The following is an 11,497-nucleotide window of genomic DNA, read 5'->3' as shown; positions in this document are numbered from 1 at the left end:
GTCGCTTAGCCTTGTGACGAGGCGCCGCCGTCGTCGGCGGCGGGGGCGGCCTTCTTCGAGCCGGATTTTTTGGCATTGCCGCCGGAGCTTTTCGATTGCTTGGCGCCGCTTTTCGCGGTGCCGCCCGAGCTGGCCTTTTTACCGCCCGACTTGGTGCCCTTCTTCTCCGCCTGGGCGTTCACCAGCTCCACCGCCTTGTCGAGCGTGATCGTCTCCAGGCTCTCGCCCTCGGGCAGCGAGGCGAAGGTGCGGCCGTGCTTCACATAGGGTCCGTAGCGCCCGGAGCCCGCCGTGATCTGCTTGCCGTCGCTTGGATGCTCGCCGAGCACCGTCTGATTGCTGGCGCGCTTGCCCTTCTTGTTGCCCTCGGCCAAGAGCGCCATCGCCCGGTTTTCGCCGATCGTCAGGACGTCGTCGTCGGCGGTCAGCGAGACGTAGGTGCGGTTGTGACGCACGTAGGGGCCATAGCGCCCGATGCCCGCGACCACGTCGTTCCCGTCCTCGGGGTGCTGCGTGATCGTGCGCGGCAGGCGCAGCAGCTCGACGGCCGTGTGCAGGTCCAGCGAGGCCGGGTCGTAGCCCTTGGGCAGCGACACGCGCCGCGGCTTCTGGCCGTTCTGGGCCTCGCCCTCCTGGATGTACATCCCGTAGGGGCCGGTGCGCAGCGTCACCGCGTCGCCGCTTTCCGGATGCTTGCCCAATTCGCGCGGCCCGTTGTCCGTGCTGGCGGCGGCGTCCCCGGCCTGTGAGGCGATGAGCGGGCGCGTATAGGTGCAGTCCGGGTAGTTGGCGCACCCGATGAAGCCGCCCATCTTGCCGATCTTCAGCCCCAGCCGGCCGCCGCAGCGCGGGCACTCGCGCGGGTCGGCGTCCGGGTTCTCGGGGTCCGGCTGGAAGAAGTGCGGTCCCAACTCCGCGTCCAGGGCCTCGACCACGTCGGCCATGCGCAGGCCCTTGGTGCGCTCCACCTCCTCGTGGAACTGCTGCCAGAAGTCGCGCAGCACCTGCTTCCAGTCCGCGCGCCCGCCGGAGATCTCGTCGAGCTGGTCCTCCAGCTTCGCCGTGAAGTCGTACTCCACGTAGCGGTCGAAGAAGCTGGTGAGAAAGGCCGTGACGAGGCGCCCGCGGTCCTCGGGGACGAAGCGCTTCTTCTCCAGGCGCACGTAGTCGCGGTCCTGCAGCACCTGGAGGATCTGCGCGTAGGTGGAGGGGCGGCCGATGCCCAGCTCCTCCAGCTTGCGCACCAGCGTCGCCTCGGTGTAGCGCGGCGGCGGCTGGGTCCAGTGCTGCTCGGGCGTGATGGCCTCGCGCGCGACGCGCTCGCCCTCGCTCAGCTCGGGCAGGCGCTTGGTCTCGTCGCTCTCGCTGTCGTCGTCGCGGCCCTCGCGGTAGAGCTTCAGGAAACCGGCGAAGGCGAGCGTCTGGCCCGTGGCGCGCAGCGTCGCCATGCGGTCGTCGACAGCGATCTCGGCGGTGACCTGGTTGAAGACCGCGCTGGTCATCTGGCTGGCGACCGTGCGCGTCCAGACCAGCTCGTAGAGCTTGCGCCCCTCGTCGTCCAGGTAGCCGCCGATGTCCTCCGGCGTGCGGAAGAGGTCGGTGGGCCGGATGGCCTCGTGGGCCTCCTGGGCGTTCTTGGCCTTGGTGGCGTACTGGCGCGCCTTGGCCGGCAGGTAGTCGCCGCCGAAGCGGGCGCCGATCAGCTCGCGCGTGGAGTCCAGGGCCTCCTGCGCCATCTGCACGCCGTCGGTGCGCATGTAGGTGATGAGGCCGACGGTCGTGCCGCCGATGTCCACGCCCTCGTAGAGCCGCTGCGCGACGCGCATCGTGCGCGTGGCGCTGAAGCCGAGCTTGCGCGAGGCTTCCTGCTGCAGCGTCGAGGTGGCGAAGGGCGCCTGCGGGTTGCGGCGCGTCTGCTTGCGCTCGATGCTCTCGACGGCGAAGCGGCTGGCGGCTTCCAGGCGCTCCTTGGCGCGCGTCGCCGAGGTTTCGTCGGGCAGCGCGAACTTGCCGAGCTTTTCGCCGTCCAGGTGCGTGAGCCGCGCGGTAAAGGGCTCTTCCGCCGTGTTGAGCAGGCTGGCCGTGATCGACCAGTACTCCTGCGGCCTGAAGGCCTCGATCTCGGCTTCGCGCTCGCAGATCAGCCGCAGCGCCACCGATTGCACGCGCCCCGCCGACTTGCTGCCCGGCAGCTTGCGCCACAGCACGGGGGAGAGCGTGAAGCCGACCAGATAGTCCAGCGCACGCCGGGCCAGGTAGGCGTCGATCAGCTCCTGGTTGAGGTCGCGCGGCTCCCGGAAGGCGCTCTGGATGGCGTCCTTGGTGATGGCGTTGAAGGCGACGCGCTTGACGTCCACGCCCTTGAGGGCGCGCCGGCGCCGCAGCTCCTCCAGGATGTGCCAGGAGATCGCTTCGCCCTCGCGGTCCGGGTCCGTCGCCAGGTAGAGGGCGTCGGCCTGCTTCACCGCCTGCGCGATCTCCTTGATGCGCTTGTCGGCCTTGCTGTCGACCTCCCACTCCATGGCGAAGTCCTCGTCGGGGCGGACGGAGCCGTCCTTGGACGGGAGATCGCGGACGTGGCCGTAGGAGGCGAGGACCGTGTAGGCGTCGCCCAGGTATTTGTTGATCGTCTTGGCCTTGGCCGGGGACTCGACAACGACGACGTTCATGCGCGAACCAACTCTCTCGCCCCGCACAACCCGGGGCGGATCAGGGCGTCCGGGATGCGTCCTCCTGGTAAAGGGCGACGCGGTTGCCGGGGTGCCGCTGGCAGCGCCCGGCAAGCTCCAGTTCGAGGATCGCAGTCGCCACGACTGGCGGCGACAATTGGCACTCCCGGATCAGGTCGTCAACCGCGACCGGCGTGGCACCCAGCAGTTCCAGCACGGCGGCGCGCGCGGATTCCAGGTCTTCGGCGTCGAGGGCGTCGGGCAGGGCGCTGCCGGTGGCGTAGGCCATGGGCTCCGGCTCCTCGGGTTCGCGGCGCAGATCGTCGGCCAGCGCGTCCAGCACGTCGCGGGCGTTTTCCACCAGCGCGGCGCCCTGCTTGAGCAGGCGGTTGCAGCCGCGGGCGCGGCCGTCCGCCGGGCTGCCGGGCACGGCCATGACCTCGCGCCCCTGTTCCCCGGCGAAGCGCGCGGTGATGAGGGAGCCGGACTTGGGCGAGGCCTCGACCACGACGGTGCCCACGGCGATGCCGGAGATCAGGCGGTTGCGCCGGGGGAAATGGCGGTGCTGCGGCTGCACGCCCGGCGCGTTCTCCGCCAGCAACAGGCCGCGCTCGCCGATCTCGGCGTAAAGCTCGTCGTGCTCCGGCGGGTAGATGACGTCCAGCCCGCCCGCGAGCACCGCGGCCGTGCCGTCGGCGAGGCTGCCGGTGTGGGCCGCCGCGTCGATCCCGCGCGCCAGCCCCGAAACCACGAGCATGCCCTGGCGTGCCAGCTCCCCGGCGATCTCGCGCGCCTGCTTGCGCCCGTTGGCGGAGGCGTTGCGCGCGCCCACCATCGCCACCGCGGGCCGCTCCAAAAGCTGAGTGTTGCCGCGCGCGAACAAGAGCGGCGGCGCGTCGGGGACGGCGGCGAGGCGCGCCGGGTAGGCCGCGCTGCCGAGCGGCAGGATGTCCGCGCCCAGCTCGTGCAGGGCCGCCAGTTCGCGCTCGGCGGCGGCCTTGGAGCCCACCTTGATGGCGCGTTTGCTGCCGCCGCGCTTGGCCAGCTCGGGCAGGGCGTCCAGCGCCGCCTGGGCGTCGCCGAAGCGGGTGAGGAGGTCGCGGAAGGTGACGGGGCCGACGTTCTCGCTGCGGATCAGGCGCAGCCAGGCGCGCAGCTCGTCGCGGTTGGCGGGCGGGCGAAGCGGCATGCACGCGATGGTAGGCAGCGCGTCCGTGCCGTCAATCCGCTGGGGCGGCCCTTCGGGTGACTCTCGGACTCGTCTGATATGGATGGACAGAATCCACTTTCGCCAACCTCCCCCTTCATCATGAAGGGGGAGGTCGCGCGCCGAGAGGCGCCCGGGAGGGGGTTGCCTGCTTGGGCGAGCCGCTCATACGCATGCGCAATGAGCGGAACTCATGGCCTCATTCTGTCTTTCTCCTGAAAGGAGAAAGGACCCTGGCGAGACTCCGCTGGTACATCCTCGACTTGTCGTAGGTTCCGCTCAATGAGCGTCCGTATCAGGTGCGACACATCAGATGGTCGCGGATGGCAGCGACAACAGCATCCGTATCGCGCAGCACGTCGTGGTTCCAGAACCGCACGACGGTAAAGCCGCGGTCCTCCAGATACCTTGTCCGAGCGGTGTCCTGTTCGTGTCGCAACGCGTGCTGGCCGCCATCGACTTCCACGATCAGCCGATGGGCCATGCATACGAAATCGACCACATAGGGGCCGATCGCGTGCTGACGGCGAAACTTTACGCCCATGATCCGGCGCCGACGCAATCGTGACCACAATCGCCATTCGGCTTCAGTTGGCCGTTGGCGGATGTGTTGGGCGCGCTTGCGAGCCCCACGCATGATTTCCGCGTATCAAGGAGCGCAGGTGCAACCAAGACGGACCGGACTTTCGCGTACAGGCTTCCTCGCCGTTCGAGCCTGTCGTTGTTGCTCATTGCCGTTCGCAATTTGCCCCCTCCCGATGGCCTGCCGGCCATCGACCTCCCCCGCGCATGGGCGCGGGGGAGGTCGGCGCATACCGCAGGTCGATCAGGATACTTGGCGGTCCCGCGAGGCTGTCAGTGCGATGCGCGCTTGCCGCTGCCGATCTTCGGCTCCGTCCCGGTCAGCAGGCGCTTGATGTTGCCCGCGTGGCGGAGCCAGACGATCGCGGCGATGATGGCGGCGTACTGCACGAGCTGAATATCGGCGGTGAGATACCACGCGAAGACCGGGCCGAGCGCCAGGGCCACCAGCGCGGCCAGCGAGGAATAGCGCGTCACCGCCGCCACCAGCAGCCACGCCCCGCAACAGGCCGCGCCCACCGGCCACGCCATGACCAGGTGGACGCCCAGCGTCGTCGCCACGCCCTTGCCGCCCGAAAACTTCAGCCACACCGGGAAGAGGTGGCCGAGCACCGAGCCGTAGGCGGCCATGAGCGCGGTGTCCGGCCCCCACTGCCACGCGACGGCGACCGCTGCGGCCCCCTTGCCCGCGTCCAGCACCAGCGTCAGCGCGGCGATGGGCTTGCCGGCGGCGCGCAACACGTTCGTCGCGCCGATGTTGCCCGAGCCGACCTTGCGCAGATCCCCCTTGCCGGCAAGGAAGGTCAGCACCAGCCCGAACGGCACCGAGCCGAGCAGGTAGCCCAGCACGAACGCGGCGGCGAGGTAGGGACCGGCGGCGCCCCAGGCGATGGGATCGGGCATCCGGGCTCCGAAGCGTGTCAGGCGGCGCGGGACTCGGCGGCGGTGTAGATGGGCCGGCCGTCGACCACGGTGCGCAGCACGCGCCCGCGCACCGGCATGTCGTTGAAGGGCGCGTTCTTGCACTTGCCGATGAAGGCGTCCGGGTCGATCACCCACGCCGCATCCGGGTCGAAGACCGTCAGATCGGCGGGCGCCCCGGGCGCCAGCCGGCCCGCGTCCAGCCCCAGGATGGCGGCGGGCCCGGCCGTGAGGCGGTGGAGCACGTCCACCAGCCGCGCGCCTTCGTCGTGGACCGGCGCCAGGGAGAGCGCGAACAGCGTCTCCAGCCCCGCCATGCCGTCGGCGGCGGCCTCGAAGGGCAGGCGCTTGGAGTCCTGGTCCTGCGGGTTGTGGTCGGAGGCCACGGCGTCGATCGTGCCCTCGGCGACGGCGGCGGCGATGGCTTGCCGGTCGGCCTCGGTGCGCAGGGGCGGGGCGACCTTGGCGAAGGTGCGGTACTCGCCCACCGCCGCCTCGGTGAGCGTCAGGTAGGGCGGCGCGGTCGAAGCCGTGACGGCCAGCCCGCGGTCCTTGGCGCGGCGGATGAGGTCGACGCTCTCGGCCGCCGTGACGGGTCCGATGTGCAGGCGCCCGCCCGTCATTTCCGCGAGCCGCAGGTCGCGCTCGATCATCATCAGCTCGGCGTGGCGGGAGCGCCCCTTAAGCCCCAGCCGCGTGGCGAGCGCGCCGCTGTTCATCGAGCCCGTGGCGATCGCCGGCTCTTCCGGGCGCTGGCTGATGACGGCGCCGAAGGTCTTGGCATAGCTCAGCGCCCGGCGCATCAGGCCGGGGTCGGTCACGGGCGTCAGGCCCTCGGTGAAGCCCACCGCGCCGGCCGCCGCCAGCAGGCCGATCTCCGTCATCTCGCGCCCGGCGCAGGCCCGCGTCACGGCGCCGTGGGCGTAGACCTTCACCAGCTTGGTTTCGCGCGCCCGGCGCGCGACGAACTCCAGCCCGGCCTCGTCGTCGATCACGGGGTCGGTGTTGGGCAGGCAGGCGATCGCGGTGATCCCCGCCGAGGCCGCCGCCACGCCGGCGCTGTGGATGGTTTCCTTGTGCTCGTGGCCCGGCTCACCGACCAGTGCCTGCATGTCCACGAACCCCGGACTTATGCAGGCGCCGCCGCAGTCCACGACCTCGGCGTCGGCCGGCACGCCGTCGGCGGTCACGTCCGTGCCCGCCCCCACGATCTCGCCGCCGCGCGTGAGCACGCCGCCGTGCACGTCCAGCCCGCGCGCCGGGTCGAGCACGCGCGCGTTGGTGTAGGCGACCGTGCCGGGAGCCACGTCCACGCTCATGCCGTTTCCTCCGCCGCGCGGCCGGCGAGGACCTCCAGCACCGCCATGCGCACGGCCACGCCCATTTCCACCTGCTCGCGGATGACGGAGCGGTCGATGTCGTCGGCGACGACGGTGTCGATCTCCACGCCGCGGTTCATCGGCCCCGGATGCATGATCAGCGCGTCCGGCTTGGCGCTGGCGAGCTTGGCGTGGTCCAGGCCGTAGAAGCGGAAGTATTCGCGGATGGAGGGGATGTAGTGCCCCTGCATGCGCTCGGTTTGCAGGCGCAGCATCATCACGATGTCGCAGCCCTGGAGGCCCTCGCGCATGTCGGTGAAGGCCTCGACGCCCAGGGATTCGATGCCCGGCGGCAGCAGCGTGGGCGGCGCGATCACGCGGACCTCGGCGCCCAGGATGTTGAGCAGGTGGATGTTCGACCGCGCCACGCGCGAATGCGCGATGTCGCCGCAGATGGCGACGCGCAGCCCGCGCAGCTCGCCCTTGCGGCGGCGGATGGTCAGCGCGTCCAGCAGCGCCTGCGTGGGGTGCTCGTGCGCGCCGTCGCCGCCGTTGAGCACGGCGCAGTTGACCTTTTCCGACAGCAGCTTGACCGCGCCCGAGTCCGGCGCGCGCACCACCAGCGCATCCGGGTGCATGGCGTTCAGCGTCATCGCGGTGTCGATCAGGGTCTCGCCCTTTTTGATCGACGACCACGCGACTTCCATGTTGATCACGTCCGCGCCCAGGCGCTGCGCGGCCAGCTCGAACGAGGTGCGCGTGCGCGTGGAACTCTCGAAGAAGAGGTTCACCACCGTGCGCCCGGCCAGGCGGTCGGTCTTCTTGGTGGCGGCGCGGCTGTGCTCGACGTAACCGTCGGCCTTGTCCAGCAGCGCGATCGCCTGCTCGCGGGGCATGCCCTCGATGGCGAGGAGGTGGCGCATGGAAGCGAGGGGGTCGGTGGGGGCGGGGGTGGCGCTCATCGAAGCCGGACAGTGCCAAGCGCCGGGTGGGGTGGCAAGCGCTCTTACCGGCTGATGACACCGTTCTTGTGGAGACGGTCGATGGCCGCGTCGTCGAGGGCCAACGCGTCCCGCAGCACCGCCTCGGTGTGCTCGCCCAGCCGGGGCGGGACGCTGCGGTAGCTGACGGGCGTGGCGGAGAATCCGATGGGGTTGGCGAGCAGGTCGAGCTGCCCGGTTTCGGTGCCCGGCGCGTCCATCGTCAGCTGCATGCCCCGGTGCTGCACCTGCGGGTCGGCGAAGACGCGGTCCAGGGTGTTTACCGGCCCGCACGGGATGCCGCGGTCGGTCAGGGCTCGAACCCAGGTGTCCAGGTCCCGCTCGCGCATCAGGTTGTCGAGGATGGGGTAGAGCGTGGCCCGGTTTTCCACGCGCGCCCGGTTGGTGGCGAAGCGCGCGTCTTCGGCCAGATCGGGACGGTCCAGCACCGCGCACAGGCGCTGGAACTGGGCGTCGTTGCCCGCCGCCACGATCAGGTGGCCGTCGCGGCACGGCATCGTCTTGTAGGGCACGATGTTGGGGTGCTCGTTGCCGTGGCGCGGCGGCGGCGTGCCGGTCGTGAGGTAGTTGAGCCCCTGGTTGGCGAGCCACGCCACCTGGGTGTCCAGCAGGCCCAGGTCGATGTGCTGGCCTTCCCCCGTGGCGTCGCGGTGGCGCAGCGCGGCCAGGATGGCGGTGGCGGCGTACATCCCGCACATCAGGTCGGCGATGGCGACGCCCACCTTCATGGGCTCGCCCTCGGGCTCCCCGGTCAGGCTCATGATCCCGCCCATGCCCTGGACGGTGTAGTCGTAGCCCGCCGCGTGGCGGTACGGCCCCGTCTGCCCGAAGCCGGTGATGGAGCAGTAGATCAGCGCGGGCAGGCTGTCCTTCAGGTCGTCGTACGCCAGCCCGAACTTCGCCAGGCCGCCGACCTTGAAGTTCTCCACCACGACGTCGGACGTCGCCGCCAGCTCGCGCGCGATGCGCTGACCCTCGGGCCGGGCGATGTCCAGCGCCACGGACTGCTTGTTGCGGTTGGCCGCGCAGAAGTAGGCGCTCAGGTCGCTGGGCGCGTCGTCCGCCGTCTCGACGTAGGGCGGGCCCCAGCCGCGCGTGTCGTCGCCGCGCTCGGGGTGTTCGATCTTGATGACCTCCGCGCCCAGGTCGCCCAGAAGCTGCGTCGCGCTCGGCCCCGCGAGGACGCGCGAGAGATCCAGCACGCGGATGCCGGCCAGCGGTCCCGTCATGGCGCCTCCGTTCGGTGTGGGGTGCGCGCTCTCAATGAGCAAAACCGACCGCATGCCCTGAGTGTAGCGGCGGAATCGCGGCTAGGGTCCTTTCTCCTATAGGAGAAAGACAGAATGAGGCCATGTGTTCTCTGTCGTGATGCTGTCGAAGCCAGCCTAGCACAGCGCATCCGCGTCGCGGCTTACTGCACGATCATGAGGATAACCGGCAGCGTCACCAGCGACGCCAGCGTCTGCGCCGTCACCAGCCCGGCCATCAGCCGCGCGTCGCCGCCCAGCTCGCGCGCCAGGACGTAGGAGGCCGTGGCCGTCGGCGCCGCCATGAACAGCAGCGCCACGCTCGCCGTGATGCCCTCCACGCCGAACAGCCACAGGAAGAGGACGGCGAACGCGGGCGCGACCGCGAGCTTGAGCACGGCGCTGCGCACGATGGGACCCGCGTCGTGCCGCACGGCCGAGAAGTCCAGCGCCGCGCCCACGATCAGCAGGCCGAGGGGCAGGGCGGCGCGGCTCAGCATCTCCGCCATCGGGCCGATGACGGGCGGCAGGCCGATGCCCGTCGCGTTGAGCGCGATCCCGGCAATCGCCGCCCAGATCAGGGGGTTGCGCGCCAGCGTTCGCACGACCGCCCGCACACGCGGGTCGCCGCCGTGGCCGAAGCGCGCGAGCGTGGACACCGCCAGCACATTTACCGTGGGCACGATGGCGGCCATGGCGATCGCGGCCACCGTCAGGCCCGCGCTGCCCCAGATGTTCGCCACCAGCGAGAGGCAGATGTAGCCGTTCACGCGCGTCGAGCCCTGGACGACGCTGGAAAACGCCGGGTCGGTGCGCGCCAGCTTCGGGCGCAGCGCCAGGAGCACGGCCATGACGGCCACGAGCGTCGCCACGATGGCCGCGGCCATGGGCCCCACGCGCAGCGCGCCGAGCTGGGCGCCGCCCAGGGTTTCCAGGATCAGCGCTGGAAAGAGCACGTAGTAGGCCAGCCGCGACAGCGGCCCCCACGCCGCCTCGCCCGGAAAGTCCAGGCGGCGCAGCCCCGCGCCCACGAGGATCAGCAGGAAGACGGGCAGGATCGCCCCGAAGATCGTCAGCATGATGGGCGGAGGTTAACGCACGGACGTAAGATGTGTAGTGCCGATCAGCCGCCGTCAGGCGGCAATCCGCCAACGGGTTGCTGAAGCCGGTCCAACGCCCCCTGGAGGATGTAGGCGGCGGCCATTTGGTCGACGACCTTGGCGCGGTCCCGGTGGTTCATGTCCGCGTCGCCGATGAGCACGCGCTCCACCGCCTGGGTGGACAGGCGCTCGTCCCAGAACGCGATGGGCAGCGTGACGCCCGCCTTGTCCACGAGGTTGCGGGCGAACTGGCGCGTGGCTTGGCAGCGCCGGCCTTCCTCGCCCTGCATGTTCACGGGCAGGCCGAGGATCAGTGCCTTGACCTCGCGCTCGGCACAGATGGCCGACAGGCGCTCGGCGTCCTTGGTGAACTTCGTGCGCTTGATGGTCTCCACCGGCGAGGCCACGCGGCGGTCGCGGTCGGAGACGGCGACGCCGATTGTCTTCTCGCCCAGATCCAGGCCGAGCACGCGGGCGCGAGCGGGGATGTTTTGGAGCAGCTCCTCGAAGGCGATCACGGACATGGCGCGGAGGTTAGCGAAACGGGTCGGTGGATGCCACGGCGGGCTTGGCCCTCGCGTCGGGTGCCCGCATCGTGGCACGGCGTGAAGAGGACGGGTTCCATGCGCCTGACGGACCAGCAGCAGCGGGCCATTCGGGATGCGGCGCGCACGCGCTTCGGCGATGACGTGCGCGTCTACGTCTTCGGCTCGCGCACGGACGATCGTGCGCGCGGCGGCGACATCGATCTCTTCGTCGAGGCGGACCGCCCCATCCCGAACCGCGTGGAGACGGCGGCGCGGTATGAGGCCGACCTGATCCGTGCCCTTGGCGACCGGAAGATCGACATCGTGGTGGCCGACCCCACGGTGCGCGAAAAGCCCATCCACCGCGCCGCCCGCGACGAGGGGATCGAGCTGACATGACGGAATCGCCCGCCGAGCGGCTTGTTCGCGCGTTGGACCTGGCGGAACGCGAGGAAACGGCGCTCGTGGATGCGCGCGACCGGCTGTTCCCCGAGGGCGCGCCCGTGACGCCGGCATGGCTGCGCGGAATCGCGGACAGCCCGGCGCGCGGGGATCTCGTGGAAGCCTTCGCCGCCCGTTTCGGCCGCTTTCAGGACGGGCTGGGCACAAAGGTTCTGCCGCTGCTGCTGGCGGCGCTGGGCGAGCGCGTCGGGCCGCTGCTGGACAATCTGGACCGGGCCCATCGCTTCGGCTGGGTCGACGATCCGGATGCCTGGATGACGGCGCGCGGCCTGCGCAACCGGCTGGTGCACGAATACGTCGACGATCCCGACGACCTTGCCGACGCGCTGAACATGGCGGGCCACTACGTGCCGGCTCTTACGGCGGCGCACGCGCGCATGGCCGAGGCCGCCCGCCGCCGCGGCATCGTCTGACCAGCGGGCCGCTTGTCCGGCCCCTGACCCCCTGCTACCGTCCGCGCAC

At 70.6% G+C, this 11,497-nt stretch carries 11 protein-coding genes; 2 read left to right on the top strand and 9 right to left on the bottom strand.

Features of this window, described 5'->3' with window-relative positions; all coding sequences use genetic code 11:
* Positions 1 to 5: 5 nt before the first annotated feature.
* The 9 genes from topA to ruvX form a co-directional block, all read right to left on the bottom strand.
* Positions 6 to 2,669 (bottom strand): type I DNA topoisomerase, encoded by a 2,664-nt coding sequence (topA, locus tag BLQ43_RS05215; RefSeq protein WP_090019053.1) that lies wholly within the window; start codon positions 2,667 to 2,669, stop codon positions 6 to 8.
* Positions 2,670 to 2,709: 40 nt separating this feature from the next.
* Positions 2,710 to 3,858, bottom strand: a complete 1,149-nt coding sequence (gene dprA / locus BLQ43_RS05210; RefSeq protein WP_090019052.1) for a DNA-processing protein DprA — start codon at positions 3,856 to 3,858, stop codon at positions 2,710 to 2,712.
* A gap of 313 nt (positions 3,859 to 4,171) precedes the next feature.
* Positions 4,172 to 4,513: an endonuclease domain-containing protein gene (locus BLQ43_RS05205; protein ID WP_090019051.1), complete on the bottom strand. Its 342-nt coding sequence runs from the start codon at positions 4,511 to 4,513 to the stop codon at positions 4,172 to 4,174.
* Positions 4,514 to 4,731: 218 nt separating this feature from the next.
* The gene (gene plsY, locus BLQ43_RS05200) at positions 4,732 to 5,361 is read right to left on the bottom strand and encodes a glycerol-3-phosphate 1-O-acyltransferase PlsY (protein ID WP_090019050.1); all 630 of its coding nucleotides are present in this window, start codon (positions 5,359 to 5,361) and stop codon (positions 4,732 to 4,734) included.
* A 17-nt stretch (positions 5,362 to 5,378) separates the two neighbouring features.
* Entirely contained in the window at positions 5,379 to 6,698 is a 1,320-nt protein-coding gene (gene pyrC / locus BLQ43_RS05195) for a dihydroorotase (protein WP_090019049.1), read from the bottom strand.
* Complete coding sequence (locus tag BLQ43_RS05190; protein WP_090019048.1) at positions 6,695 to 7,660, bottom strand: aspartate carbamoyltransferase catalytic subunit; 966 nt, start codon at positions 7,658 to 7,660, stop codon at positions 6,695 to 6,697. Before BLQ43_RS05190 ends, pyrC begins: the two co-directional genes overlap by 4 nt.
* Before the next feature lie 44 nt (positions 7,661 to 7,704).
* Complete coding sequence (locus BLQ43_RS05185; protein WP_090019047.1) at positions 7,705 to 8,928, bottom strand: CaiB/BaiF CoA transferase family protein; 1,224 nt, start codon at positions 8,926 to 8,928, stop codon at positions 7,705 to 7,707.
* Between the two features lie 182 nt (positions 8,929 to 9,110).
* Positions 9,111 to 10,025 carry an AEC family transporter gene (locus tag BLQ43_RS05180; protein WP_090019046.1) on the bottom strand — a complete coding sequence of 305 codons (915 nt, stop codon included), beginning with the start codon at positions 10,023 to 10,025 and terminating at the stop codon, positions 9,111 to 9,113.
* Positions 10,026 to 10,069: 44 nt separating this feature from the next.
* Positions 10,070 to 10,570 carry a Holliday junction resolvase RuvX gene (ruvX, locus tag BLQ43_RS05175; protein WP_090019045.1) on the bottom strand — a complete coding sequence of 167 codons (501 nt, stop codon included), beginning with the start codon at positions 10,568 to 10,570 and terminating at the stop codon, positions 10,070 to 10,072.
* A gap of 99 nt (positions 10,571 to 10,669) precedes the next feature.
* On the opposite strand from ruvX, the gene BLQ43_RS05170 reads away from it, so the two are divergent.
* Together BLQ43_RS05170 and BLQ43_RS05165 are read left to right on the top strand one after the other, a co-directional pair.
* Positions 10,670 to 10,972 carry a nucleotidyltransferase domain-containing protein gene (locus BLQ43_RS05170; RefSeq protein WP_090019044.1) on the top strand — a complete coding sequence of 101 codons (303 nt, stop codon included), beginning with the start codon at positions 10,670 to 10,672 and terminating at the stop codon, positions 10,970 to 10,972.
* Positions 10,969 to 11,448: a hypothetical protein gene (locus tag BLQ43_RS05165; RefSeq protein ID WP_090019043.1), complete on the top strand. Its 480-nt coding sequence runs from the start codon at positions 10,969 to 10,971 to the stop codon at positions 11,446 to 11,448. The genes BLQ43_RS05170 and BLQ43_RS05165 overlap by 4 nt, the downstream gene beginning before the upstream one ends.
* The last annotated feature ends 49 nt before the right edge of the window (positions 11,449 to 11,497 follow it).

The organism is Limimonas halophila (assembly GCF_900100655.1).
GTDB classification, from domain to species: domain Bacteria; phylum Pseudomonadota; class Alphaproteobacteria; order Kiloniellales; family Rhodovibrionaceae; genus Limimonas; species Limimonas halophila.
This window is presented reverse-complemented; position numbering and strand designations above follow the sequence as displayed.

Excerpts from the sequence above, each read along its gene's own strand:
- BLQ43_RS05170 (WP_090019044.1), top strand. The coding sequence starts at position 10,670 with ATGCGCCTGACGGACCAGCAGCAGCGGGCCATTCGGGATGCGGCGCGC.
- ruvX (WP_090019045.1), bottom strand. The coding sequence starts at position 10,570 with ATGTCCGTGATCGCCTTCGAGGAGCTGCTCCAAAACATCCCCGCTCGC.
- pyrC (WP_090019049.1), bottom strand. The coding sequence starts at position 6,698 with ATGAGCGTGGACGTGGCTCCCGGCACGGTCGCCTACACCAACGCGCGC.
- BLQ43_RS05205 (WP_090019051.1), bottom strand. The coding sequence starts at position 4,513 with ATGCGTGGGGCTCGCAAGCGCGCCCAACACATCCGCCAACGGCCAACT.
- plsY (WP_090019050.1), bottom strand. The coding sequence starts at position 5,361 with ATGCCCGATCCCATCGCCTGGGGCGCCGCCGGTCCCTACCTCGCCGCC.
- topA (WP_090019053.1), bottom strand. The coding sequence starts at position 2,669 with ATGAACGTCGTCGTTGTCGAGTCCCCGGCCAAGGCCAAGACGATCAAC.
- BLQ43_RS05185 (WP_090019047.1), bottom strand. The coding sequence starts at position 8,928 with ATGACGGGACCGCTGGCCGGCATCCGCGTGCTGGATCTCTCGCGCGTC.
- BLQ43_RS05180 (WP_090019046.1), bottom strand. The coding sequence starts at position 10,025 with ATGCTGACGATCTTCGGGGCGATCCTGCCCGTCTTCCTGCTGATCCTC.
- dprA (WP_090019052.1), bottom strand. The coding sequence starts at position 3,858 with ATGCCGCTTCGCCCGCCCGCCAACCGCGACGAGCTGCGCGCCTGGCTG.
- BLQ43_RS05190 (WP_090019048.1), bottom strand. The coding sequence starts at position 7,660 with ATGAGCGCCACCCCCGCCCCCACCGACCCCCTCGCTTCCATGCGCCAC.
- BLQ43_RS05165 (WP_090019043.1), top strand. The coding sequence starts at position 10,969 with ATGACGGAATCGCCCGCCGAGCGGCTTGTTCGCGCGTTGGACCTGGCG.